Here is a 25,338-nt window from a genome sequence, read left to right on the forward strand (position 1 = left end):
GGCCCGGCTCCGGCGGGGCCATCACCCGTGTGAACGGGGACATCGGCACACGGCCGGACCGAAGGGGGCGGGGGACATGAAGCCCATGGAACAGTTGGGGGTCGGCATCGGCTGGCGGCCGGAGATCGCGGACGCCGTCGAGCGACTGCCCGGCCTGGACTGGGTCGAGGTGGTGGCCGAGAACATCTGCGCGGACCACCTGCCCGATTCCCTGGTACGGCTGCGCGAGCGCGGCGTCCGCGTCGTGCCGCACGGGGTCTCGCTCGGCATCGGCGGCGCCGACCGGCCCGACCCGGCGAAGCTCGCGGCGCTCGCCGAGCGGGCGGTGGCGCTGGGGACGCCGCTGATCACCGAGCACATCGCCTTCGTACGGACCTCCTCGCCCGCGCTGGAGGCCGGCCACCTGCTGCCGGTGCCGCGCACGCGCGACGCGTTGGACGTGCTGTGCGAGAACGTACGGATCGCGCAGGACGCCCTGCCGGTGCCGCTGGCGCTGGAGAACATCGCCGCGCTGATCTCCTGGCCGGACGAGGAGCTGACCGAGGGGCAGTTCCTGACGGAGCTGGTCGAGCGGACCGGCGTCCGGCTGCTGATCGACGTGGCCAACCTGCACACCAACCGCGTCAACCGGGGCGAGGACCCGGCCGCCGTGCTCGACGCGATCCCGCTGGAGGCGCTGGCGTACGTGCACGTGGCGGGCGGCGTGGAGAAGGGCGGCGTGTGGCACGACACCCACGCGCACCCGGTACCGCCCGTGGTGCTCGACCTGCTGGCCGGGCTCCGCGACCGGGTGGACCCGCCGGGGGTGCTCCTGGAACGGGACGACGACTTCCCGCCGGAGCCGGAACTCGCCGCCGAACTGACCGCGATCCGCGCGGTGCTGGTGGCTCCGCCGGGGCCGGGGGCGCGCCGGGGCGTCTCCTCGGGCGCCGAACGTGTCGGGGGGTCGGAGGGCCGGGCGGAGGGTGCGTTCGGCGCCCTGCGGGGACGCCCCGGCACACCCCCGTCCCCGGCGGAACCGGGCGTCGCGGACCCCACCGGGCCGCGCCCCGTCTCCGAGGCCGCCCGGACCCGGGTGGGGCTCGGGCAGGCCGCGCTGCTGTCGGCGCTGGTGGCCGGGACGCCCGTGCCCGAGGGGTTCGACCTGCCGCGGATCCGGGTGCAGGCCCGGGCCCTGGCCGCCAAGCGGGCCGGGGTGGTGGCCAAGGTGGCGCCCGAACTGCCGGGCATCCTCGGCGGCTCCGACCCGTACCGCCAGGCCTTCCTCTCGTACGCCAAGGGCCGGCCGATGACCGGCGGCTACCGCCGCGACGCGCTCGACTTCGCCGAGCACCTGCTGATCCGGGACCTGCCGGCCGACCCGGCCGCCCGCCGCCGGCTCACCGCCTGGTGGCGGGAGCGGGCCGGGGTCAGGCCGCCCCGCCGGATCGTGCGCTGGGCCCGGACGCTCGTGGGGAGGGCGGCATGAGCTTCCTCGGCTTCCTCGCACTCGCGGTCTGGACCGCCGTCGTCGTCTCCTCCGTCCTGCTGCTGCGCGGCCTGCGCCGCTCCCGGCCGCCGTCCGCGGGGGCGGCCGCCGGGGTGCACGACCTGTCGGAGGCGGCGTTCCTGGCGGGCGGGCCCGCCAACGTCGTTGACGCCGCACTCGCCACGATGCTCACGGACCAGCGCCTCGTCGGCGGCGGCCCCGGCATCATCCAGGTGTGGCCGGGGGCCCGGGGGAGCGACCCCGCCGAGCGGGCCGTCCTCCAGGCGCACGCGGCGGCGCCCTCGGGGTGGCTGTACCAGGTGCGGTACGCCGCCATGCGCGACCCGGCCGTCCAGGAGATCGGCGACTCCCTCTCCGCCCGCGGGCTGCTCTCCCCTCCCGGATCCGGCGCGACCTGGCGGCGCTGGGGGGTGACCCAGGCCGTGGTGTGCGCGGTCCTCCTCCCGCTGTCGCTGCCGCTGACCTTCCTGGGGCTGGCCCTCGATCCCGACGCCCCGGCGCCGTTCATCGCGCTGGTGCTGCCCGTGGTGCTGGCCGGACTGGTCGTGGGCGTGGTCTGCGCGGCCCGGGCCAAGAGCCGGCTCACCCCGGCGGGGACGCGGGCGCTGTTCGCGATGCGTCGCGCGTACATGCAGGACCAGAGCCCGTACGTGCGGACTGCCCTGTACGGGCTGCGCGGGCTGCGGGACCCCTACCTGCGGCAGCAGCTGATCCCGGCCGCCCGCGGCACCCGGCTGGCCGCGGCCCAGTCGCGGACCCGGCCGTACAGCCCGGACGGTTCCTCCTGGTCCTCCGCCGAGGCCGTCCCGATCGTCTGGTGCGCGGGGAGCGACGGCGGCGGGGGCCGAGGCGGATCGAGCTGTGGATCGGGCTGCGGATCGGGATCCGGCTGCGGCTCCTCGGGCAGCGGGTCCAGTTGTGGCGGTGGCAGCAGCGGCGGAGGCAGCAGTTCGAGTTGCAGTAGTTCGTCCGGATCCAGCTGCTCCAGCAGCTCAAGCAGCTCCTGACGCCCCATCACGGTCGGATCACAAAGCTGGTCGCGCTGGACCGGGAGCGCGGCGGAGCGGAGTCGCTGACCGCGGTGGCCGTACGGGGCGTGCGCGCGGTCGGCGATCCCGGGCTGCGGGCGGCCCTCGGGTACGGCAACCGGGGGCGGATCCCGAGGCAACGGGGCCAATGAGGCCGACACCGCCCGCCGATCCTTTACACGGGCACCGCCCGGCCCTTTAGTCGCCTCATCGGATGACCCGAAGGGCCGACCCCCATGCGCCACACCGCTGCCGCGGCGGCACTCACCCTCTCCGCCGCCCTCTGTGTCCCCACGGCCGCCGCGGCCCGTTCGGGGCCCGAGTCGGCGAGCGCCCATCTCGCCGCCGCCCGCCTCACGGCCGAGTCGGCCGGGGCCGAGCTGGTGGCCCGCCGCGCCGCCGCAGCAGCCGGCACGGCCGGTGCCCGGTCCGGGGCCGGGGCAGGGGCCGGGGCAGGGGCAGGGGCCGGGGCAGGGAGCGGGGCCGGGGCAGGGGCAGGGGCCGGGGCCGGGGCAGGGAGCGGGGCAGGGAGCGGGGCCGGGCAGCCGGCCGGGGCCGACTCGGCCCGCGAGCGGCCCGCCGCAGGCGAACAGGCCGGGCTGGACTTCGGGGCGTGTCCGCAGGACGAAGGGCTGCCCGGGCACGTGCAGTGCGCCGCACTCCGCGTGCCGCTCGACTACGCGCGGCCCGACGGGCCTCAGATCCGCCTCACCGTCAGCCGGGTGCCGGCGACCGGGGAGCACGGCGCGCGCCGGCAGGGGGCGCTCGTGAACAACCCCGGCGGGCCCGGGGCCTCCGGGATGCACTTCCCGCTCGCCGCCGGGCTCCCCGAGTGGCGGCGCGTCGCCGCCGCCTACGACTTCGTCGGGTACGCCCCGCGCGGCGTCGGCCGCTCCGCCCCGCTGTCCTGCCAGGACCCCGGCGCGCGCAAGGGCCCGACCCAGGTCCCGGCCGACCCCTCCCCCGGGTACAAGCGGCAACGCGTCGCCGCGGCCCAGGAGTACTCCCGCGGCTGCGCCCGGCGGGCCGGCGCCGCGCTGCCGTACTACACGACGCTGAACAACGCCCGCGATCTGCACGTGCTGCGCGCCGCCCTCGGCGAGCGGCGGCTGACCTTCATGGGCGGCTCCTACGGCACGTACCTCGGCGCCGTCTACGCCACGCTCCACCCGGGGCACGTCCGCCGCATGGTGCTCGACTCGGCGGTCGATCCCGATCCGGGACGGGTCTGGTACCGCGCCCAACTCGGCCAGGCCGCCGCCTTCGAGCGCCGCTGGTACGACTTCCGCTCCTGGGTCGCCCGCCACCACCGCACCTACCGCCTCGGCGAAACCCCCGCCGCCGTGCAGGCCTCCTACGAGCGCGTCCGGGCCGCGCTGGCCCGTACCCCCGCCGCCGCAACCGTCGGCACCGGGGAGCTCCAGGCCGCGTACCTGCAGGCCGCGTACTACGACGACGTGTGGCCGGACCGGGCGGCGGCCCTCTCGGCGTTCCTGCGCGGCGATCCGGCGGAGCTGGTCCGTCAGGCGGCCCCCGACCCGGCGTCGGCCGCCGAGGCCGAGAACGCGACGGCCGTCTACACGGCGGTGCTGTGCAACGACGCCCCCTGGCCGGCGGACTGGGCGACCTGGGACCGGGACAACACCGAACTGGCCCGCACGGCCCCCTTCGAGACCTGGCCCAACGCCTTCCTGAACCTCCCGTGCGCCTACTGGCCGGTGCGCGAGCGGCAGCGGCCGGTCCAGGTCGGAGCCCCACCGGAGGCGCCGCTCCCCCGCACCCTGATCGTGGCGGCCGAACGCGACGGGGCGACCCCGTACCGGGGCGCACTGGAGCTCCAGCGGCGGCTCGGGAGCGAGGCGGCACTGGTCACGGAGGTGGGGTCCGGCTCGCACGGAGTGGTCGGTGGACGCAACGGCTGCGTGGACCGACACGTGGAGCGGTATCTGCTGACAGGTGACACCTCGGGGTGGCGCGTCACGTGTGCGCCGCATCCGGAGCCCGCACCGGTGTCGCTGGACGACCGGGCAGCGAGCATCCCCGGGGCAGCAACCCCCGGGACACCACTGCCGCCAGTCGTCTGAACTTCCGGGCGGGATCTCCGGCTGCGTCGTTTCGGGGGCATGGCCTCCCGATCCACCGGAGGAGTGCACCTGACGGTGTGGTCGTCCTCCGGTCCTTCCCCCCAGGGGAGGTATCAGGCGAGCCCGGCCACCAGATCGGCGACGGACTTGCGGCGTCCGGTGTAGAAGGGCACCTCTTCACGGACGTGCATACGGGCCTCGGAGGCGCGCAGGTGACGCATCAGGTCGACGATGCGGTACAGCTCGTCGGCCTCGAAGGCCAGCAGCCACTCGTAGTCGCCGAGCGAGAAGGAGGCGACGGTGTTGGCGCGCACGTCCGGGTAGCCGCGGGCCATCAGGCCGTGGTCCTTGAGCATGCGGCGACGGTCCTCGTCGGGCAGCAGGTACCAGTCGTAGCTGCGTACGAAGGGGTACACGCTGACGTAGTCGCGGGGGGTCTCGTCGGCCAGGAAGGCCGGGATGTGCGACTTGTTGAACTCGGCCGGACGGTGCAGGGCCATGTTCGACCACACCGGCTCCAGCGCGCGGCCCAGCTTGGTGCGGCGGAACAGGTTGTAGGCGGTCTGCAGCTCGTCGGAGGTCTCCGCGTGCCACCAGATCATGATGTCCGCGTCGGCGCGCAGGCCGGAGACGTCATAGCTGCCGCGGACGGTGATGTCCTTGGCGGCCAGCTGGTCGAAGAGCTCCTGGACCTCGTCGGCGTAGCCGGTGCGGTCCTCCGGAAGAACGTCCTTCAGCTTGAAGACGGACCACAGGGTGTAGCGGATGACCTCGTTGAGGTCCTTCGCCTTCTTCCCCGCGTTGGGAATCTTCTCTGGTGCAGTCATGTGCCTATTGTCCCGTGTGCCGATCAGTGGTCTGTGCCAGGGGGTACCGAACGCGTCCCGAGGGAGGCGAGCACCGCGTCCGCGGCCTTGCCGGCACTGGCGACGCAGGCCGGAATGCCCACTCCGTCGTAGAGCGCCCCGCACACCGCGAGGCCCGGGAGGGCCGCGACGGCACCGCGGATCCGCTCGACACGGGCCAGGTGGCCGACCGGGTACTGGGGCAGTCCGCCGTCCCAGCGGGTGACGGTGGAGGCGACCGGCCGGGCCGCGAGTCCGACGGCCTCGCCCAGGTCGGCGAGGGAGACGTCGACGAGCTCCCCGTCCTCGCGTTTGAGATCGGCCTCGTCGGCGTACCGGCCGACCGAGGTCCGCAGCAGGAAGAGCTCCGGATCGGCCCCGGCCCAGGCCCACTTGTTGCTGGAGAAGGTGGAGGCCTTGATGGTCCGGCCGTCGACCGGCGGTACGAGGAACCCGCTGGCGCCGCCCCCGGTGACGGCGGCCGGCAGGTCGGAGCGGCGGAAGGCCATCGTGACGAGGGCCATGGAGGCGTATTCGACCCCGCGCAGCTCGGCCGCGGCGGCCGGCGCGAGGGTGTCGAGCAGCCGGGCGGCGGGCCCGGCCGGGGTGGCGACGATCACCCCGTCCGCCTCGATGACCTCGGTGGCCTCTCCGTCGGCCACGATCCGCCAGCCTCCCGCCGTACGCGTGACCTCGCGCACGGGGGTGCCGGTACGCAGGTCCGCCCCGGCGGCCCGGCAGGCCTCGGCCACCGCGAGCGGGAGCCGTCCGATGCCGCCGTCGATGCCGGCGAAGACCGGGCCGGCCTGCTGGGGCGCGGCTTCCGCCCGGCGCTGCAGTTCGCGGACGCCGTCGCCGAGCAGGCGGTGGGTGCGGGCGGCCTCGAAGAGCTGGGGCACGGCGGCACGCATGGAGATGCGGTAGGCGTTGCCGGCGTAGACCCCGCCGAGGAGGGGTTCGACGAGCCGGTCGACGACCTCGCGGCCGAGGCGGGCGGCGACGTACTCGCCGACGGCGACGTCCTCGCCGATCTCGGCGGCCGGCAGCTCGCGCTCGGCCTCGATCCGGGCCAGCCCCTCCGGGGAGAGCACGCCGGAGGCGGCGAGCGGTGCCAGGTCGCCGGGGACGCCCATGACGTGCCCGCGCGGCATCGGCCGCAGGGCGCCGCGGGTCCACAGGTGGGCGGTGGCGGTGGCGGGCGGCTGCAGGGCTTCGCCGAGGCCGACGGCGCGGGCGAGTTCCAGGGCTTCGGGGCGGCGGGCGAGCACGGATTCGGCGCCGAGGTCGACGCGGGCCCCGGCGAGCTCACCGGCGTACAGCTTGCCGCCGAGCCGCTCCCCGGCTTCCAGCAGCGTGACGCGGGCGCCGTCGGCGAGCAGCCGGTGGGCTGCCGCGAGGCCCGAGATGCCGCCGCCGATGACGACGACGTGCCGGGTCCGGCCTGGGCGATCCGTACGCATGTCCGCTTCGTGCATGGACACATCGTCTCAGATCGATCTCCGAGGCCGGAACGTGACCGCATCGGGATCGGCCCGGAACCGCGGAGGCGAAACCCGCGACGGGACTCTGAACGTCGAAACGGCAACACCAGCCGAACCTCGGGGATTTACACGATGAGCACTCTGCAGAGACACCGTTCCGCGGCGGCCCTGGCCGCCCTCTCCCTCGCCGGGGCGCTCGCGCTGACCGGCTGCGGCTCCGGCGCGGACAGCGGTACGTCGGCCACCGCCGACAAGGCCGCCGTCGCGCCGCAGGAGGGTGCGACCCAGGCGCCGGCGCCGGCCCAGGGCAAGGCCGGTGCCTCCGCGGCGGCGCCGCAGCCGGCCGACAAGAACGGACAGCAGCCGCCCGTCGCGGTCCGCCCGAACGTCATCCGTACGGCGACGCTCGGCATCGAGACGGCGGACGCCCAGAAGACCCTCGCGGCGGCCCGCACCGCGGCGGACGGCGCGGGCGGCTACGTGGGCAACGAGTCCACCCGGCGCGGCGGGGACGGCCGGATGACGTCCACCGTGACCCTGCGGGTGCCCGGCGAGCGGTACGACGCGGTGCTGGGCGCGCTGGAGGGGAGCGGAAAGCTCCTGCACCGCAAGGTCGAGGCGCAGGACGTCACCGAGAAGGTGGCCGACATCGGCAGCCGGGTCGCCTCGCAGCAGGCCAGTGTGGCGCGGGTGCGGGAGATGATGGGCAAGGCCTCGGCGCTGAGCGAGGTGGTGATGCTGGAGAGCGAGCTGAGCCGGCGCCAGTCGGACCTGGAGTCGCTGCTCGCGCAGCAGACGGCGCTGAAGGACCAGACCTCGCTGGGCACGATCACCCTGGAGGTCTCCGAGCCTGCCGAGAAGCAGGTCGTGGAGAAGAAGAAGGAGAAGGAACCCACCTTCCTGGGCGCCCTGCAGGGCGGCTGGGACGTCTTCACGAAGATCGTGCGCTACCTGATGGTGGCGATCGGCGCGCTGCTCCCGTTCGCGGCGGTGGCCGCGGTGCTGGGGCTCGGGTTCCGGTTCTACCGGCGACTGCGCCCGGCCGCGCCGAAGCAGGCACCGGCGCCGACGGCCGCCCCGGAGGCGGCCCCGGAGCGGGTCCCGGTGCCGGCGGCCCGCCCGGCGGGGACTTCCGAAACCGGAGCCGACGTCCAGGACTGAACGCGCGTTCGCCCGTAGCGTGTTCACCATCCGGTGAGCGGCGCTGAAGGGGCGGTAGGAACCATGGGGACGGAACGACTGGTGGTGGTCGGCGGTGACGCGGCGGGGATGTCCGCCGCGTCACAGGCCCGCCGGCTCAAGGGCCCGGCGGAGCTGGAGATCGTCGCCTTCGAGCGCGGGCACTTCACCTCGTACTCCGCGTGCGGGATCCCGTACTGGATCGGCGGCCAGGTGGCCGAGCGGGACGACCTGATCGCCCGCACACCCGAGGAGCACCGCGCCCGGGACATCGACCTGCGCACCCGCACGGAGGTCGTGGAGCTGGACCTCGCCGGATCGCGGGTGCGCGCCCGGGATCTGGACACCGGATCCGAATCCTGGACGGGCTACGACAAGCTCGTCCTGGCGACGGGCGCCCGCCCGGTCCGCCCGCGGCTCCCCGGCATCGGCGCGCACGGGGTCCACGGCATCCAGACCCTGGACGACGGCCAGCGCCTCATGACCACTCTGGAACGTACGGAGGGCCGCCGGGCGGTCGTCGTCGGCGCGGGCTACATCGGCGTGGAGATGGCGGAGGCCCTGGTCGGGCGGGGCTACGAGGTCACCGTCCTGCACCGCGGGGAGCAGCCGATGGCCACCCTGGACCCGGACATGGGCGGCCTGGTGCACAGCGCGATGAACGGCATGGGGATCCGTACGGTCTCCCGCGCCGAGGTGACCAAGATCCTCACCGACGAGGAGGGCCGGGCCCGCGCGGTGGCCACGGCGGCGGGCGAGGAGTACGAGGCGGACGTGGTCGTCCTCGGCATCGGCGTGGAGCCCCGCACGGCCCTCGCCCGCGCCGCCGGCCTCCCCCTCGGCCCCTCGGGCGGCATCCTCACGGACCTCTCGATGCGGGTCCGGGGCCACGAGGACATCTGGGCGGGCGGGGACTGCGTGGAGGTCCTGGACCTGGTCGCGGGCCGCACCCGGCACATCCCGCTGGGCACGCACGCGAACAAGCACGGCCAGGTCATCGGCTCGGGCGTCGGCGGCGGCTACGCCACGTTCCCGGGCGTCGTCGGTACGGCGGTGAGCAAGGTCTGCGACCTGGAGATCGCCCGTACGGGGCTGCGCGAGCGGGACGCGCTGGAGGCGGGACTGCGGTTCGTGACGGCCACGATCACCTCGACCAACACGGCGGGCTACTACCCGGGCGCGACGGAGATGACGGTCAAGATGCTGGCGGAACGCCGCACGGGCCGGCTCCTGGGCGTCCAGATCGTCGGCGGCGCGGGCTCCGCGAAACGGGTCGACATCGCGGCGGTCGCCCTCACCGCCGGGATGACGGTGGAACAGGTGGTCTCGCTTGACCTGGGCTACGCGCCCCCGTTCTCCCCGGTCTGGGACCCCATCCTGGTCGCCGCCCGCAAGGCGGTCACTGCGGTGCGGGCGGCGGGGGTCTAGTGCCGCGCCTACGCTGGAAGGGACCTCCGCCTCGGGGACGTTTCGGATGAGGTGACGTCATTGCCCCGACGCAAGGGGATCCCCGCCTTCGCCGCTGCCGCCGCCCTCACCGCCGCGTGCCTGGTCACAGGGCCGGCGCTCGCCGCTCCCGCCGCGCCGGGGGACGACCCGTGCGTGACCTCACTGCCGGACAGTTTCTGGCGTGCCCCCGTGGACACGCTGCCCGTGCACCCGTCCTCCGCCCGGTACGTCTCCTCGATCGGGGCCGCGGATCCCCTGCACCCGGACTTCGGGTCGGGCCTCAGCAGGGGTCAGCCCTTCGGCATTCCGGTCACCGTCTCGGACTCGCCGGTTCCGGAAACGAAGGTCACCCTGGACTACCCCGAGGAGAGCGAGACGTCCGGGTACCGGATCCCGCGGGACGCCAGGATCGAGAACGGACCGGCGAGCGACGGGGACCGGCACGTCATCGTCTGGGACCGCGACCTGTGCAAGGCCTACGAGCTCTTCGACGCGCAGCAGGAGGACGTCGACGCCTGGCACGCCGGTTCGGGCGCGATCTTCGATCTGCGGTCGAACGACCTGCGCCCCGACGGGTGGACCTCGGCCGATGCCGCCGGCCTGGCCATCCTCCCGGGCCTGGTGCGCTACGAGGAGGCGGCGGCCGGGCGGATCGACCACGCCATCCGCATCACCGTGCCCCGCTCGGACCAGAGCTACGTCTGGCCGGCGCGGCACCAAGCGGGCGCCGCGGCGGACGAGTCACTGCCCCCGATGGGGCTGCGGCTGCGGCTCAAGGGCTCGGTGGACACCTCGGAGCTGGCGCCGCAGGCGAAGGCCGTGGCCGAGGCGCTCAAGAAGTACGGCGCCATCGTCGCGGACAACGGCTCGGCCTGGTTCATCTCCGGCGAGGAGCACCCCGGCTGGGACAACTCCCAGCTCGACGGGCTCAAGGACTTCAAGGGATCGGACTTCGAAGCGGTCGACGCGTCCGGGCTCCAGCAGTCGCCGGATTCGGGAGCCGTCGCCCCGAGGTGATCCCCGGGACGCGGCGACCGTACGGAACGCTTCGGCTCAGCGGGCCGTCTTGGTGTGGACGTAGTCCACCAGGCGGGTCAGGGCTTCCGGGTCGGTCGTCGGCAGGACTCCGTGGCCCAGGTTGAAGACGTGGCCCTCCAGGCCGGCCGCGGCCGCGAGGACCTCGTCCGTCTTGGCCTCGACGGCCTCCGTGGTGGAGAAGAGGACGGCCGGGTCCAGGTTGCCCTGGAGCGCCTTGCCCGGTCCGACGCGACGCACGGCTTCGTCCAGCGAGACCCGGTAGTCGACGCCCATGACGTCCGCGCCGGCCTCGCCCATCAGGCCGAGGAGCTCGCCCGTGCCCACGCCGAAGTGGATGCGCGGGACTCCGTACGAGGCGACGGACTCCAGGACCTTCGCCGACGCCGGCATCACCGAGCGGCGGTAGTCCGCCGGGGCGAGCGCGCCGACCCAGGAGTCGAAGAGCTGGATCGCGGAGGCGCCGGCCTCGATCTGGACCTTGAGGAAGGACGAGGTGATCTCGGCGAGGCGGTCCAGCAGGTCCGCCCACAACTGCGGGTCCCCGTACATCAGGGCCTTGGTGTGCTCGTGGTTCTTGGACGGACCGCCCTCGACGAGGTAGCTCGCGAGGGTGAAAGGCGCGCCCGCGAAACCGATCAACGGCGTGGAGCCCAGTTCACCCGTGAGCATGCCGATCGCCTCGGTGACGTACGAGACGTCCTCCGGAGTGAGGTCGCGCAGCTGTGCGAGGTCCTCGCGGCGGCGGATCGGCTGGGCGACGACCGGGCCGATGCCCGGCTTGATGTCCAGGTCGACGCCGATGGCCTTCAGCGGGACCACGATGTCGGAGAAGAAGATCGCCGCGTCGACGTTGTGGCGCCGCACCGGCTGCAGGGTGATCTCGGTGACCAGGTCGGGGCGCATGCACGACTCCAGCATCTGCGTGCCCTCGCGCAGCTTGCGGTACTCCGGCAGCGAGCGCCCCGCCTGCCGCATGAACCACACCGGGGTGTGCGGCACCGGCTCCCGCCGGCACGCCTTCAGGAAGGCGGAATCGTACGTCTGACTCGGCTGGCCCGTGGGGCGGATGTCGTTGGCGCTCACGACCCAAATCTTCGCACGTATGAAGAAGTGCCCGGCCCGGCACGGGTGTGGCTGCGCCGTACGGGCGCTCGTTCCGCCTAGTCTTCCCGGCATGGCTGCGGCTCAGGGACGATTTTCAGATGGCGCTGACGGTACGGACAGCGCGAAGGAGAGCTCCGTCCCGCTCCCGTTCCGGCGGGCGGTCGACGGCTTGAAGAAGGCGAGGCTGCGTACGGGGATCGAGATCGATCCCACCAAGCCGCCGCAGAGACTGGCACCGTACGCCTATGCGCTGGAGGCGGCGGTCGTGGACGGGGAGGACGATCTGGCCGACGGCCGGCTCATCCTGCTCCACGACCCGGCCGGGCACGACGCCTGGCAGGGAACCTTCCGGCTGGTGACGCTCGTACGGGCGGAACTGGAGCCGGAGATGGCAGCGGACCCGCTCCTCCCGGAGGTGTGCTGGTCCTGGCTGACGGGGGCGCTGGACGCGCGCGGGCTGACGTACGGGGAGGCGAGCGGCACGGTGACCATGGCGAGCTCGCACTACTTCGGCGGGCTCGCGGAGCGGCGTCCGGCGACACAGATCGAGATCAGGGCCTCGTGGACGCCCCGCGAGGGGGTGGGCGGGGTGCCGGACACCTCGGCGCACCTGTCGGCGTGGTGCGAGCTGCTCTGCCAGATCGCGGGGCTGCCGCCGGTGGGGCCGACGGACACGGTCACGGGAGTGGTCTCCCTGCCACAGCGCCGCGGTCCGCACCACCCGTAGCGACGGGGCCGTACGGACGCGCGAACAGCGCCGTACGGACGTGCGCGGGGACGGGGAACAGTAGGTCGAAGCCCTGGGGGTACCTCCCAGCGGTAGCTGGGGGAGGAGTGTCGTGAACGCGGCGTCCGTTGTGGGCTTCTGATCACCCTATGATCGATCGTGCGTCCGAATTGCCCGAATTGTTACTCACCAAATCGTGATCATTCCCTAAAGCCGGGCGGGTGACGTGCCGAAGGAGTCAGTGACCATCCGCACGGTTCGCACCGGCTTCCTTCCCCGAGCCGGCCGTCCCGCCACTCCCCCAGGAGGCCTAGGTGTCCGTTCTTCTCGAGCAGCCCGCAAGCCTGGTCGCCTACCGCCCGAACAAGCCGACGGCCATGGTCGTCGTGGCCGACCCGCGCGTCCGTTCCACCGTGACCCGCCATCTGTGGGCCCTCGGAGTACGTGACGTGATCGAGGCTTCGTCCATCGCGGAGGCCCGCCCCCGCGTCGGCAGCCCGCGCGACATCTGCGTGGCCGACGTACACCTGCCCGACGGTTCCGGTCTCACCCTGCTGTCCGAGACCCGCGCCGCCGGTTGGCCCAACGGCCTGGCCCTGTCCGCCGCCGACGACATCGGTGCCGTGCGCAACGCCCTCGCGGGCGGAGTGAAGGGCTACGTCGTCACCGGTACGCGGACCAACATCGGGCTCCCCACCCGGCCCGGCGCCGCCCCCATCGGCTCCGCCGCGGCCCGTATGCACCGCCGCCCCCCGGGTGCCCCGAGCCACCCGGGCGGCTACCGCGAGCTCTCCGGCCGCGAGGTCGAGGTCCTGCGCCTCGTCGCGGAGGGCCAGTCCAACAAGGCCATCGGCGTCTCGATGGGCCTGTCCGCCCTGACCGTCAAGTCCCACCTCGCCCGGATCGCCCGCAAGCTGGGCACCGGCGACCGGGCCGGGATGGTCGCCGTCGCACTCCGGACCGGGATCATCCACTGAGCACCGGCGGCCGGGGCCCCCGAATAGCCTGGATGGATGGCCGGGAGCCCCCCGGCAGACTCCCCGCAAACTCCCCGCATACTGATCGCGCCCGTCGACGGAACGTTCCGGCGACGGGCGCTTCGCATCCACGGATACCCTTGAGCGGTGACCGACGCCCAAGAGACCGCAGCAGACCTGCGCACCACCACCGGGGGCGGCCCCCCGGACGACGTAGCCAGTTCGTCCGATGGGCCGCCGATTCCTTTGCTGGAGCCCCGCGAGGGGATCCCTCCGGTGGTCGCCGACGCCGACGCCCTCGCCCGGGTGGTAGCGGCCTTCGCCGCCGGCACCGGCCCCGTCGCCGTCGACGCCGAGCGCGCCTCCGGATACCGCTACGGCCAGCGCGCCTACCTGGTGCAGCTGCGCCGCGAGGGCGCCGGCTCCGCACTGATCGACCCGGTGGGCTGCCCCGACCTCTCCGCGCTGGGCGAGGCCCTGTCCGGCACCGAGTGGATCCTGCACGCCGCCACCCAGGACCTGCCCTGCCTGCGCGAAATAGGCATGGTGCCGACCTCGCTCTTCGACACGGAGCTGGCCGGGCGACTGGCCGGCTTCCCCCGGGTCGGGCTGGGCGCCATGGTCGAGAGCGTGCTCGGCTACGCGCTGGAGAAGGGCCACTCCGCCGTCGACTGGTCCACCCGCCCGCTTCCGGAGCCGTGGCTGCGCTACGCCGCCCTGGACGTGGAGCTGCTGGTGGACCTGCGGGACGCGCTGGAGAAGGAGCTGGACCGGCAGGGCAAGCTGGAGTGGGCCCACCAGGAGTTCGAGGCCATCGCCGCGGCCCCGCCCGCGCCGCCCCGCAAGGACCCGTGGCGGCGCACCTCGGGCATGCACAAGGTGCGGCGGCGTCGGCAGATGGCGGTCGTACGGGAGCTGTGGGAGTCCCGCGACCGGATCGCGCAGCGGCGTGACGTGTCCCCCGGCAAGGTGCTGGGAGACGCCGCGATCGTCGAGGCGGCGCTGGCGCTGCCGCTGAACGCGCAGGCGCTATCGACCCTGCCCGGCTACGGCCAGCGGATGGGCCGGCGCCAGCTGGAGCAGTGGATGGCCGCCGTGGACCGGGCGAAGGCGCTGCCCGAGAACGAGCTGCCGCAGCCGGGTGCGAGCCCGGCCGGTCCCCCGCCGCCGCGTTCCTGGGCGGACAAGGACCCGGCGGCGGCGGCCCGGCTGGCGGCCGCCCGCACGGCCGTCTCGGCGCTCGCGGAGGGGCTGAACCTGCCCCAGGAGAACCTGATCACCCCGGACACCGTTCGCCGGCTGTGCTGGGAGCCGCCGCAGCGGCTCGAAGCGGACGCGGTGGCCGAGGCCCTGGCGGGCTACGGCGCCCGCCCGTGGCAGATCGAGCAGGTGACCGCGGCCCTGGTCACGGCCCTGGCCGAGACCGCCTGACGCACCGTTTCCAAGAGAGCCCCCGGCCCCACCGGCCGGGGGCTCTTTCCGTCCCGGTTCCGCAACAGGTGTCCGCAGCCACTTTTGAACACGCTCAAACCGCGCTAGCTTTTTGAACATGATCAACGAGGGGTACGAGGCATGGGTACGCACCTTCGAGGCCGAGCGGGAGCGCCGCGCGGCGGTCGGGGATCCAGAGTGGGATCGGGGGTCCGAGCTCGATCCGGCGCTCGTGCGGAGCCTGCAGCGGTTCCAGGTCGGCGAGGACGGGGACGGCTCGGCCCTGATCGGCAAGGCCGAGCGGGCCGGGGATCCGGTCTACACGGAGGCCGTACGGCTGTTCGTGGCCGAGGAGCAGAACCACGCCCGGATGCTGGCGCTGCTCCTTGCGGCGGGCGGGGCCCGGACCCTGGACGGCCACTGGAGCGACGCGGCATTCGTACGGCTGCGCAGGCTGCTGGGACTGCGAGTGGAACTGCTGGTGCTGATGGTGGCGGAGGCCGTGGCCCTCGGATACTACCGGGCGGTGCGCGACGGAGCCCCCGACCCTCTGGCGGCGCAGGTGGCGGGGCGGATCCTCGCGGATGAGGAGCGCCACGTCCCCTTCCACTGCCGGCGGCTGCGCGAGGCGCTGGCGCCCCTTCCGGCGACGGCCCGCCGGGCCGCCACCCTGATCTGGCAGGTCCTGCTCGCGGGCGCGGCCGTGGTCGTCGCCGTGGACCACGGCCCGGCGCTGCGCCACCTAGGCGTCCGGCGCCGCCGGTTCACCGCGGACGTGATCCGCTCTTCCGGTCCCCTCGCCAGGGCGATGTCCACCGCCACCGCCCCTGCCCCTTCCCCTGCTTCTTCCCCTGCCGAGTCCAGCCCCGCCGGCGTTTGAGGCGCGGGGCGGCGGGGGCGGAGCTCCCGCGCGGGAGTGTGACCTTCGCCGCTCCTCCGGGAGGGGGTGTGCACGCCGGTTACCGGCAAGTAGCATGGCCGGGTGAGCGGGCGCTCAGCCACCGGCCGAGCATGCCCCCGCGCAGCAGTGCACACCCGCACCTGGAGGAGAGCCAACGTGCCTCGTACCGTCAGGGACGTCGTCTTCGTCGACGGCGTCCGCACCCCGTTCGGCAAGGCGGGCCCGAAGGGCATCTACAACGGGACCCGCGCCGACGATCTCGTCGTCAAGGCGATCCGGGAGCTGCTGCGCCGCAACCCGGACCTGGACCCCGCGAAGATCGACGAGGTCGCCATCGCCGCGACCACTCAGATCGGCGACCAGGGCCTGACGCTGGGCCGCACGGCCGGCATCCTCGCGGGCCTCCCGCAGTCCGTCCCGGGCTACTCCATCGACCGCATGTGCGCCGGCGCGCTGACCGCCGTGACCGCCGTCGCGGGCGGCGTGGCCTTCGGTGCGTACGACGTCGCCCTCGCCGGCGGTGTCGAGCACATGGGCCGCCACCCCATGGGCGAGGGCGTGGACCCGAACCCGCGCTTCGTCTCCGAGAAGCTGGTCGACGAGTCCGCCCTGTTCATGGGCATGACCGCCGAGAACCTGCACGACCGGTACCCGACGATCACCAAGCTCCGCGCCGACGAGTACGCCGTGCGCTCGCAGGAGAAGGCCGCCAAGGCGTACGCCGACGGCAAGATCCAGCAGGACCTGGTCCCGATCTCGGTGCGCAACACCAACGAGGCGGCCGGTGAGACGGGCTGGGGCCTGGTCACCACCGACGAGCCGATGCGCCCGGGCACCACGCTGGAGAACCTGGCCAGCCTGAAGACCCCGTTCCGGGTGCACGGCAACGTGACCGCGGGCAACGCCGCCGGTCTCAACGACGGTGCCACCGCCGCGATCATCGCCTCCGAGGACTTCGCCCGGGAGAACAACCTCCCGGTCAAGATGCGCCTGGTCTCGTACTCCTTCGCGGGTGTCGAGCCGGAGGTCATGGGCTACGGCCCGATCCCGGCCACCGAGAAGGCCCTGGCCCAGGCCGGCCTGACGATCGAGGACATCGGCCTCTTCGAGGTCAACGAGGCCTTCGCCGTGCAGGTGCTGGCCTTCCTGGAGCACTACGGCATCGCCGACGACGACGCCCGCGTGAACCAGTACGGCGGCGCGATCGCCTTCGGTCACCCGCTGGCCTCCTCCGGCGTCCGTCTGATGACGCAGCTGGCCCGCCAGTTCGAGGAGCAGCCGCACGTCCGCTACGGCCTGACCACCATGTGCGTCGGCTTCGGCATGGGCGCCACGGTCATCTGGGAGAACCCGAACTTCAACGCCGAGGGAGACTCCAAGTGAGCACCACCGCTGAGCTCCTGAAGGGCGCGGCCGAGCTGTTCCCGGACGAGGTCGTCACGTCCGCGCACGTCCGTCACCTGGACCTGCCGTTCGGCGCCGGGCGCTTCGCGCTCGTCACGCTGGACAACGGCTTCGACCACACCAAGCCGACCACCTTCGGCCCGCAGTCCCTCGCCAACCTGAACGCGGCGATCGACCAGGTCGAGCAGGAGGCCATCGCCGGCTCCATCGTCGGCGCGGGCATCACCGGCAAGCCGTTCATCTTCGCGGTCGGCGCCGACCTCAAGGGTGTCGAGCTGCTGAAGAACCACGACGAGGCGCTCGCCATCGGCAAGGGCGGCCACGACGTCTTCAAGCGCCTCGCGGCGCTGGCCGTCCCGACCTTCGCCTACTACAACGGCGCGGCGATGGGCGGCGGTGTCGAGGTCGGTCTGCACTGCACCTACCGCACCGTCTCCAAGGCCATCCCGGCCTTCTCGCTGCCCGAGGTCTTCCTCGGCCTGGTTCCGGGCTGGGGCGGCTGCGCCCTGCTCCCGAACCTGATCGGCGCGGAGCGCGCGGTCTCGGTCATCATCGAGAACTCGCTGAACCAGAACCGCCAGCTCAAGGGCAAGCAGGTCTTCGAGCTCGGCATCGCCGACGCGATCTTCGAGGGCGCCGACTTCCTGGAGCAGTCGCTCCTGTGGACGGCGAACGTCCTGAACGGCACCACCGAGGTCGTCCGCGACGAGATCGACCGCGGTGACGCGTGGGACGCGGCCGTCGCCAAGGGCCGCTTCATCGCGGACTCCAAGGTGCACGGCGCCGCTCCGGCCGCCTACCGCGCGCTGGACATCATCGCCGCGGCCAAGGACGGCGACCTCCAGGCCGGTTTCGACGCCGAGGACACGGCCCTGGCCGACCTCATCATGGGCGGCGAGCTGCGCTCGGGCATCTACGCCTTCAACCTGGTCCAGAAGCGCGCCAAGCGCCCGGCCGGCGCCCCGGACAAGTCCCTGGCCCGTCCGGTCACCAAGGTCGGCGTCGTCGGCGCGGGCCTGATGGCCTCGCAGCTGGCGCTGCTGTTCCTGCGCCGCCTGGAGGTGCCGGTGGTCCTCACCGACATCGACCAGGAGCGCGTGGACAAGGGCGTGGGCTACGTCCACGCCGAGATCCAGAAGCTGCTCGGCAAGGGCCGCATCAACCAGGACAAGGCCAACCGCCTGACCGCCCTGGTGACCGGCGTCCTGGACAAGGCCGAGGGCTTCGCGGACGCGGACTTCATCATCGAGGCCGTGTTCGAGGAGATGTCCGTCAAGCAGAAGGTGTTCGCGGAGGTCGAGGCGGTCGCCCCGGCGCACGCGATCCTCGCCACCAACACCTCCTCGCTGTCGGTGTCGGAGATGGCTTCCAAGCTCCAGCACCCGGAGCGCGTGGTCGGCTTCCACTTCTTCAACCCGGTCGCGATCCTCCCGCTGCTGGAGATCGTCCGCGGTGAGCAGACCGACGAGGCCTCGCTGGCCACGGCCTTCGGTGTCGCCAAGAAGCTGAAGAAGACCGCGGTCCTCACCAAGGACGCCCCGGCGTTCGTCGTGAACCGCATCCTGACCCGCTTCATGGGCGAGATCCAGAACGTCATCGACGAGGGCACCCCGGTGGTCACGGCGGAGAAGGCCATCGAGCCGCTCGGCCTGCCGATGTCCCCGCTGGTGCTCCTGGAGCTCGTGGGACCTGCGATCGGTCTGCACGTCTCCGAGACCCTGAACCGCGCCTTCCCGGAGCGCTTCACCGTCTCCCCGAACCTGGCTGCCGTCGTCAAGGCTGGCAAGCGCGGCTTCTACGTCTACGATTCCGGCAAGCCGGAGCTGGACCCCGAGGTCGCCGCCCTCCTCGTACAGGGCGACTCGGTCCTGACCGAGGAGCAGGTCCGCGACCGCGTCCTGGACGCGGTGGCGCAGGAGATCGGCCTGATGCTGGAGGAGGGTGTCGTGGCCGAGGCCCAGGACATCGACCTCTGCCTCATCACGGGCGCCGGCTGGCCCTTCCACCTGGGCGGCATCACGCCGTACCTGGACCGCGAGGGCGTCTCGGAGCGCGTGAACGGCAAGAAGTTCCTGGCCCCGGGCCTGGCGAGCGTTCCCGCCTAGCCCATCGGCGCCTCACACCGGCGCATCCGGATGCCCGTTCGTGGAACCTCCACGGACGGGCATCCGTCCTTCCATGAAAGAATGTTCGTCTTGTGTACGGCCGCGCAGTGAACAGAACAAGGCGGGAAACGCTCGGTGGCTCAGATCAACATCTCGCGCCGGGCCGTCCTCATCGGCGGCGGTGCCACCGGAGTCGCCCTGGCCGGCGGTCTGCTGTCCGGCCGGCTGTCCGGCAGCACCCCTGAAGAGGACACCTGGCCGGAGTCGTCCGCTTCGCCCGTGGTGGGTGTCTTCGACGCGAGCACCGACGAGCAGCTGCTGCCCCCCACCCCGCTCATGAACACCACCGTGGTGCAGTCCTTCGCCTTCGACGACACCCGCGGGGACCTGTACGCGGTGCAGCTCGTCCAGGGCGGTCTGTGGCTGGACGGTGAGCGCGCACGGGTGCCCAGCGCCGATCGCTCGCTCAACGGAGACCTGTGCGTCACCCGGGTCCCCCTGAGCGGCGGCCTGAACGAGACGCAGTTCATGTACCTGCGCGGCTTCGGGCACGGGGTGTCGTTCGGGGTCGAGCCGAACCGCCAGGGTGTGTGGCTGTGGACCGAGTCGGACGCCGATCCCGAGACGGGCTACGGCCGGGCCGTGGCGCGGATTCCCTTCAAGGCGGGCACCACCCTCGACAGCGACGACCCGTCGGTCCGTCACCACCGCCCCTTCCCCGGGTCCACGGCGAACCAGCCCGTCCTGGACTTGGCGGGCGACCGGGTCATGGTGTCGTACTGGACCACGCACAAGCCCGCCCAGCAGTGGTACGCCGTGTTCCGCAGGGACGAGTTCGCGGCCGGGCGGTACCAGCCGCTGCAGGCGGTGCGGCAGGTGGGCCGGAAGGGCTCGGAGACCTTCCAGGGCTGCACGCTGTTCGGCGACCACGTCTACCAGCTGGCCGGTACCGCGTACACCGAGGAGGACGGCCGCAACCCGCCCTCCTCCAAGGGCAACGCGCGGCTGTCCGCGATGGACCTGAAGACCGGGGAGCCGGCCGGCCGGGCGCGCGTGCACTCCGCGAGCGGGCTTTCGCACCGGGAGCCCGAGGGCCTCGCGGTCCGGCTGACCGACCAGCCGCGCCTGTGCGTGGGGTTCGCCGTGGGCGACCCGGGCGAGCGGATGCTCACGGTGCACTCGTTCCGTCACATGTGACGGGGCACGTGCGGGGTCATGTGCGCGGTGCCGGTGTCCGGCAGCGGGCGGCGGGACGAGACCTCGACGGTCAGGTTGCCGGCCTTCGTGGCGTAGAGGTGCGCCACGGTCTCCAGGCCGGTCGCGTCGGGCGGACCCACGACGACGCCCTGGCGGGTGCCGTCCTGTACGGACTCGGCGCGCACGCCGCCGAACCGGACCTCCTTGCCCACGCCCTGGTAGCGGACGTTCAGGAACACGTCCCACAGGCCGGGCGGGATCGGGTGGTGGCCGTCGGCCGCCGAGAGGTCGAGACGCGCCTCGAAGCCCGCCAGTCCGCGCTCCGCCCTGGTGGCGGCGTTCAGCTTCGGTGTGGGGGTGCTGTACGCGCGGAAACGGCGCTCGTCCCCGCTCCTGCGCTCGCGGAGGACCACCTGGACGCCCGGCGCCCGGGTGGGGAGCTGCTCGATGTACCCGTGGCCCACGAGGTTGAGCGTGGTGCCGGTCCAGTTCAGCTTGTTCAGCCGGTGCTTGGCCCGCAGGGTGTGGGTCACTTCGAAGAACTCGTCGGGCAGGCCGACCTCGGGGTCCCGGAAGAAGGGGAACCGCCGGAAGACCCGGCCCCCCTCGATGAGGAGCTCCGCCTTCTCCTTGTCCAGTTCGAAGGCGATCAGCCGCTCGGCCTCGGCGAACCGGCCCTGCCGGATCAGCTCCAGGCGGACCGTGAGCGGGCGGGGCAGCTTCCGGAACACGGCCGGGGTGGCGTACGCCTCCAGCAGCTCACGGCATTCGGACATCGCGCGCCAGCGCGTCTCGGGGTCCTCGCAGCCGCGGTAGGCGGTCCCGGTGGCCTTGGCGAGCTCGATCTCGAAGTGGCGCGCCATGAGGTGGTCGCGGGCGGGGCCCGGCTGGACCCGTTCGGCGACCATCGCCGTCAACCGCCGGGCGAGTGCCGTCCGGTCGGGGAGCGAGCCGGCGTACCCGGAGACGTTGATCCCCGCGACCCGCTTGGCCTGCTGGACGCAGACCATGTCGGCGACGACGGCGACGCGGTCCGCGTAGAGGTAGGCGAGGGCGGTGAAGACCTGCTCCTCGCCGAGCCGCCAGTCGGCGGGGAAGCGCAGCGAACAGCGCTCGACGAGGGTGCGGCGGAACAGTTTGTCGGTGCTCAGAGACCAGTACACGCGGGAGGCGAAGACGTCGGCGTCGGCGGAACCGCGGGCGAACATGGACGAGCCGACCTTCTGCCCGTCGAGGCCCTCCACCTTGCCGAGCACGACGTCCGCGTCGTGCTCGTCGGCGCTGTGCACCATCCGGGTGAGGGCACCCGGCGCGAGCCGGTCGGTGCCGCTGAGGAAGAACAGGTGGCGCCCGGTGGACTGTTCGATGCCGAGGTTGCGCCCCTCTGCGGGGGACTCGGACGGAGGCAGCGCGGCGAAGCGGACCAGCGAGGGGTGCTGGGCGGCCCACTGCCGGAGGACCTCCCGGGTACCGTCACCGGATCCGCGGTCGAAGGCGAGCACCTCGACGCGGAGCCCCTCCTCGCACTGGGCCAGCACCGAGTCGAGGCAGGCGCCGATCTGGTGCACGGAGTTCACCGCGTCGACGATCACGCTGACGTCGGGCTGTTCCTTGGGGTGGCGGGAGGGGGCGGCGTTCACGGAACTGGTCACCAGACTTCGTTGCGTACGGGGGCGGTACGAGGGGCCGGGGCGGTCAGCGGACGACCGGGGCCTCGGGCCAGGGCAGTGGCCCGTGGACCGTCGGCTGGGCCCACGGCAGGTGGCGCGTCGTGCCGACGCCGTTGAATCCGGGCGGGGTCAGCAGACCGGGGGTGGCCGAGAGGTCGCCGATGTAGACGACGACGCGGCCTTCGGCCTGCTCGCCCGAGGCCGAGCGCACGGTGTACGGGAAGTGGTCGTAGCCCATCGCCCCGGGCGCGGCCTGGAAGGCGAGGGCGCCTTCCCCGGTGACGCTGACCGTGCCCGCCGACGGCTGGCCGTGCCCGATCAGGACCGTGCCCTGCGGCAGTCCCTGCCGGACCTCGATCACCGCGGGAACATGGGCCTGGTGCGGGGGGATGTTCAGGGCGTGGCCGGGGGCGAACAGGCCCCGGATCCGTACGCCTTCGTGCGCGAGCGGGGCCACGCGCAGCAGCTTGCGCGGCTCCTGGCCGGGGATCGCGGCGCCGATCTCGGGCCGCAGCGCGGGCGCGGTGGTCTCCGGGCGGACGCGCAGGGTGAGCACGGCGGTCTCGGAGGCACCGGCCTGGGCGCGGACCCGGTACCGGCGTTGCGCGGGCGAGTACTCGGCGCCCGAGACGCCGAGCACCTCCGCGGCGTCGGCCACGGAGTCCTCGGCGAGGTAACCGTAGGCGTGCCAGGCGGCGGGGCCGGCCTGCACGGTCAGCGCGAGGCGGACGGTCTGGCCGGGTGCCACGGAGGCCCGCGGATGGGCCTCGCTCTGCAACGTGACACGTGCCGTGTTGCCGGGGACGCCGGGCTCCTGGATCCGGACCGTGGTCAGCAGGTACGTCACTTCGCCCCTCCGATCCGCGCCGCCTCGGGCACCGCGGCGACCCGCTCCTTGGTCAGCCGGTCGGCCGTGGCCGCGTCCGGCCAGCCGATCTCCTCGGTGGTGAACTCGTACCGGTCGAGTCCGTGCACCCAGTGGCCGGGGACGAGGCCCTGGTCGCGCAGGGCCCGGGCGACGAACCGGGCGCACTCGACCGCGCCGGGGGCCCGCATGTGGGTGTCGTCGCGGCCCTTGAGGTTGGCGACCGGGTTCTCGTACGGCTTGAGGTAGGCGAACAGCTCGCGGGTCGCGTCCCGGCCCAGCTCGTCCCACCACTCCAGGCTCTGGTCGTAGAGGTCGATCAGCGGAGCGGCCGTCTCGCCCGCGACCTCTCGCATGGCCATGGGGTAGGTGGCGAGGAAGCGGAGCAGGTTGTCGCTCTTGTCGTACTTGCGCCGCTCGTGGGTGAGGACGAGGATCGGGTGCGCCTGCGCCTCGCGCGTCAGGTTCACCATCTGGCGCAGGTACTCCTGGTACTCCTCGAAGGGCTCGGCGTGCAGGCCCTTCTCCGGCTCCCAGTCCGTGGCCCCGAAGCACACGAGGACGTAGTCGCCGGGGCTGACCTGGTCGAGGACCCACCGGAAGCGGCCGCGGTCGTAGAAGCTCTTCGAACTGGCCCGGGCGACCGCGCAGTTGACGACCTCCAGGTCCGGCGTGAGGAACAGACCCAGGGTCTGTCCCCAGCCGGCCATCGGAAGGTGGTCCACCGAGCGCGTCACGACCGTGGAGTCGCCCGTCACGAACATCCGCCTGCGCGGACCCTCGTGCCCGTACATCGCCGTCATCGTTTTCAGATCTCTTCGTCGGCCTTCGCGAAGGCGTCCGCGAGATCGCCCTCGGGAACCGCCACCGTCTTGAAGGGGTCCAGTCGGCGGACGTCGATGACGTGTCCGGTGAACTGCGAGATGAGGACGTCGACCGAGGTGCGGGCGACGGACTCGGAGGTCAGCAGCGAGTCCGCGGGCTCTTCGCCGAAGGCCTTGCTGCGCATCGGGGTGCGGGTCCGCTCGGGGTTGACGCAGTTGACGCGGATGCCGTCGGCGGCCCATTCGTCCGCGAGCGCCTGGGTCAGGTTGACCGTGGCGGCCTTCGCGGAGGAGTAGAGGCTGTAGCCGGCCCGGCCGCGGGTGTAGCTGCTGGAGGTGTAGAGGAGCAGCTGGCCGCCGGTCTCGGCGAGGTACTGGTGACTGGCGCGGGCGATGTGGACCGGCGCGAGGTAGTTGACGAGCGTCGCCTTCTCGATGGCCTCGTGGTCGGTCTCGGCGAGCTTGCCGGTGCGCAGGACGCCCGCGGTGTTGACGACGTAGTCGATCCGCCCGGCGCTCGCGTGCGCCTCGGCCAGGGCCTTCTCCACGTGGGCGGGGTCCTCGACGAAGGTTCCCGTGCCGGAGCGGCTGTAGCGGAAGACGGTGGCGCCGTAGGACTCGGCGAAGTCGGCGACGTCGGCGCCGATGCCGTAGCTGGCGCCGAAGACGACGAGGCTCTTGCCGGTCAGAGCGGCGCGATAGGTCTCGTCGTCGCCGTGCGCCGGGGCGGCCTGGTGGGCGAGCTGGAAGAACTTGTCCGCGATGAAGATGTCGACCGGGTGGGTCACCTTCATGTTGTGCTCCTCTCCCTCGACCACGTGGATCGGGACGTCGGGGAGGTAGCGCAGGACGACGGAGCAGTCGTCGGTGGCCTCGAAGTTCGGGTCGCCGGCGGCCACGAGGTAGGCGCGGCGGATCGTCGACAGCAGGAAGCCCTGGGGGGTCTGGCCGCGGCGCAGCCGGGAGCGGTCCGGGATCTCGGTGATGAACTCGCCGTCGTCGCCGTGGGTGCGGGTGACGATGATGGTGTCGGCGGACGGGATGGCCACGTCCACGGCCTCGTACTTGTCCAGGGCCAGCACGCAGTCGTCGATGACGCGCTGCGAGAGCAGCGGGCGGACCGCGTCGTGGAAGAGGAGCTTGGGGTCCGGCTCGTCGTCGGCGAGGCCGGCCGTGATGGTGTCGATGGCCCGGCAGGTCGTCTCGTTGCGCGTGGAGCCGCCGGCGATGACGCCGGTCACCTTGTCCAGGCCGGCCGCCGCGACGATCCGCTCGACCTCCTCGACGTGGTCGGCGTGCATGACGACGAGGATCTCGTCGACGGAGGTGTTCTCCTGGAAGATCGTGAGCGTGTGTTCCAGGATGGTCCGGCCGGCGATCTTGACGAGCTGCTTGGGTATGGCGAGACCGATCCTTTGGCCGGTACCGCCGGCGAGGACCACGGCGATGGTACGGGCGTTGCGGGACAAGTCGACTCCTCGGAGGGGGAACGGGGGTGTGCGGGGCGCCGGCGGGGCCGGCAGGGGTACGGCGACTGCTC

The 25,338-nt window shown here is 72.9% G+C and carries 20 protein-coding genes; 13 read left to right on the forward strand and 7 right to left on the reverse strand.

All coding sequences use genetic code 11. From position 1 onward, the window contains the following. The first annotated feature begins 76 nt into the window (after positions 1-76). From OG625_RS08900 to OG625_RS08910, 3 genes are all read left to right on the forward strand, one after another. Entirely contained in the window at positions 77-1,468 is a 1,392-nt protein-coding gene (locus OG625_RS08900) for a DUF692 domain-containing protein (RefSeq protein WP_329378064.1), read from the forward strand. Continuing rightward, positions 1,465-2,496 carry a TIGR04222 domain-containing membrane protein gene (locus OG625_RS08905; RefSeq protein ID WP_329378066.1) on the forward strand — a complete coding sequence of 344 codons (1,032 nt, stop codon included), beginning with the start codon at positions 1,465-1,467 and terminating at the stop codon, positions 2,494-2,496. Before OG625_RS08900 ends, OG625_RS08905 begins: the two co-directional genes overlap by 4 nt. A 257-nt stretch (positions 2,497-2,753) precedes the next feature. Further along, the gene (locus OG625_RS08910; RefSeq protein ID WP_329378068.1) at positions 2,754-4,601 is read left to right on the forward strand and encodes an alpha/beta hydrolase; all 1,848 of its coding nucleotides are present in this window, start codon (positions 2,754-2,756) and stop codon (positions 4,599-4,601) included. A 113-nt stretch (positions 4,602-4,714) separates the two neighbouring features. On the opposite strand, the gene hemQ is transcribed toward OG625_RS08910, so the two are convergent. Together hemQ and hemG are read right to left on the reverse strand one after the other, a co-directional pair. After that, positions 4,715-5,428 (reverse strand): hydrogen peroxide-dependent heme synthase, encoded by a 714-nt coding sequence (gene hemQ / locus OG625_RS08915; protein WP_329378070.1) that lies wholly within the window; start codon positions 5,426-5,428, stop codon positions 4,715-4,717. Between the two features lie 23 nt (positions 5,429-5,451). Then, complete coding sequence (hemG, locus tag OG625_RS08920; protein ID WP_329378071.1) at positions 5,452-6,921, reverse strand: protoporphyrinogen oxidase; 1,470 nt, start codon at positions 6,919-6,921, stop codon at positions 5,452-5,454. A gap of 138 nt (positions 6,922-7,059) precedes the next feature. Here hemG and OG625_RS08925 point away from each other — a divergent pair, with 138 nt between their 5' ends. The 3 genes from OG625_RS08925 (at position 7,060) to OG625_RS08935 (ending at position 10,572) form a co-directional block, all read left to right on the forward strand. Continuing rightward, the gene (locus OG625_RS08925) at positions 7,060-8,088 is read left to right on the forward strand and encodes a DUF4349 domain-containing protein (protein ID WP_329378073.1); all 1,029 of its coding nucleotides are present in this window, start codon (positions 7,060-7,062) and stop codon (positions 8,086-8,088) included. A 63-nt stretch (positions 8,089-8,151) separates the two neighbouring features. Further along, the gene (locus OG625_RS08930; RefSeq protein ID WP_329378075.1) at positions 8,152-9,534 is read left to right on the forward strand and encodes an FAD-dependent oxidoreductase; all 1,383 of its coding nucleotides are present in this window, start codon (positions 8,152-8,154) and stop codon (positions 9,532-9,534) included. A gap of 60 nt (positions 9,535-9,594) precedes the next feature. Further along, positions 9,595-10,572, forward strand: a complete 978-nt coding sequence (locus OG625_RS08935) for a hypothetical protein (RefSeq protein ID WP_329378077.1) — start codon at positions 9,595-9,597, stop codon at positions 10,570-10,572. Positions 10,573-10,608: 36 nt separating this feature from the next. On the opposite strand, the gene hemE is transcribed toward OG625_RS08935, so the two are convergent. Then, a complete protein-coding gene (gene hemE, locus OG625_RS08940; protein ID WP_329378079.1) occupies positions 10,609-11,676 on the reverse strand; it encodes a uroporphyrinogen decarboxylase in 1,068 nt (355 codons plus the stop codon). A 91-nt stretch (positions 11,677-11,767) separates the two neighbouring features. Here hemE and OG625_RS08945 point away from each other — a divergent pair, with 91 nt between their 5' ends. The 7 genes from OG625_RS08945 (at position 11,768) to OG625_RS08975 (ending at position 20,439) form a co-directional block, all read left to right on the forward strand. After that, complete coding sequence (locus OG625_RS08945; protein WP_329378081.1) at positions 11,768-12,424, forward strand: DUF3000 domain-containing protein; 657 nt, start codon at positions 11,768-11,770, stop codon at positions 12,422-12,424. Between the two features lie 314 nt (positions 12,425-12,738). Beyond that, entirely contained in the window at positions 12,739-13,401 is a 663-nt protein-coding gene (locus OG625_RS08950; protein ID WP_030202492.1) for a response regulator transcription factor, read from the forward strand. 147 nt (positions 13,402-13,548) lie between these two features. After that, entirely contained in the window at positions 13,549-14,832 is a 1,284-nt protein-coding gene (locus OG625_RS08955; protein ID WP_329378086.1) for a ribonuclease D, read from the forward strand. Positions 14,833-14,950: 118 nt separating this feature from the next. After that, positions 14,951-15,712, forward strand: a complete 762-nt coding sequence (locus OG625_RS08960; protein ID WP_329378088.1) for a ferritin-like domain-containing protein — start codon at positions 14,951-14,953, stop codon at positions 15,710-15,712. A 177-nt stretch (positions 15,713-15,889) separates the two neighbouring features. Beyond that, on the forward strand, positions 15,890-17,116 hold the full coding sequence (locus OG625_RS08965) for a thiolase family protein (RefSeq protein WP_329378090.1): 1,227 nt from the start codon (positions 15,890-15,892) through the stop codon (positions 17,114-17,116). Further along, on the forward strand, positions 17,113-19,242 hold the full coding sequence (locus tag OG625_RS08970) for a 3-hydroxyacyl-CoA dehydrogenase NAD-binding domain-containing protein (protein WP_329378092.1): 2,130 nt from the start codon (positions 17,113-17,115) through the stop codon (positions 19,240-19,242). The genes OG625_RS08965 and OG625_RS08970 overlap by 4 nt, the downstream gene beginning before the upstream one ends. Before the next feature lie 135 nt (positions 19,243-19,377). Beyond that, entirely contained in the window at positions 19,378-20,439 is a 1,062-nt protein-coding gene (locus OG625_RS08975) for a phage baseplate protein (RefSeq protein ID WP_329378094.1), read from the forward strand. Here the strand turns inward: OG625_RS08975 and OG625_RS08980 are convergent. Genes OG625_RS08980 through OG625_RS08995 form a run of 4 tightly spaced genes read right to left on the reverse strand, consistent with a single transcriptional unit; the run spans position 20,430 to position 25,267 of the window. Beyond that, the gene (locus OG625_RS08980) at positions 20,430-22,091 is read right to left on the reverse strand and encodes a glycosyltransferase family 2 protein (protein WP_329378096.1); all 1,662 of its coding nucleotides are present in this window, start codon (positions 22,089-22,091) and stop codon (positions 20,430-20,432) included. The genes OG625_RS08975 and OG625_RS08980 overlap by 10 nt on opposite strands. Positions 22,092-22,134: 43 nt before the next feature. Beyond that, positions 22,135-22,956, reverse strand: coding sequence for an Ig-like domain-containing protein (locus tag OG625_RS08985; RefSeq protein ID WP_329378098.1), 822 nt, complete (start codon positions 22,954-22,956; stop codon positions 22,135-22,137). Further along, complete coding sequence (locus tag OG625_RS08990; RefSeq protein ID WP_329378101.1) at positions 22,953-23,777, reverse strand: rhamnogalacturonan acetylesterase; 825 nt, start codon at positions 23,775-23,777, stop codon at positions 22,953-22,955. Before OG625_RS08990 ends, OG625_RS08985 begins: the two co-directional genes overlap by 4 nt. 5 nt (positions 23,778-23,782) lie before the next feature. After that, entirely contained in the window at positions 23,783-25,267 is a 1,485-nt protein-coding gene (locus tag OG625_RS08995; RefSeq protein WP_329378103.1) for a bifunctional cytidylyltransferase/SDR family oxidoreductase, read from the reverse strand. Positions 25,268-25,338: the final 71 nt, after the last annotated feature.

Origin of the sequence: Streptomyces sp. NBC_01351, assembly GCF_036237315.1 — a bacterium.
Classification (GTDB): Bacteria; Actinomycetota; Actinomycetes; order Streptomycetales; family Streptomycetaceae; genus Streptomyces.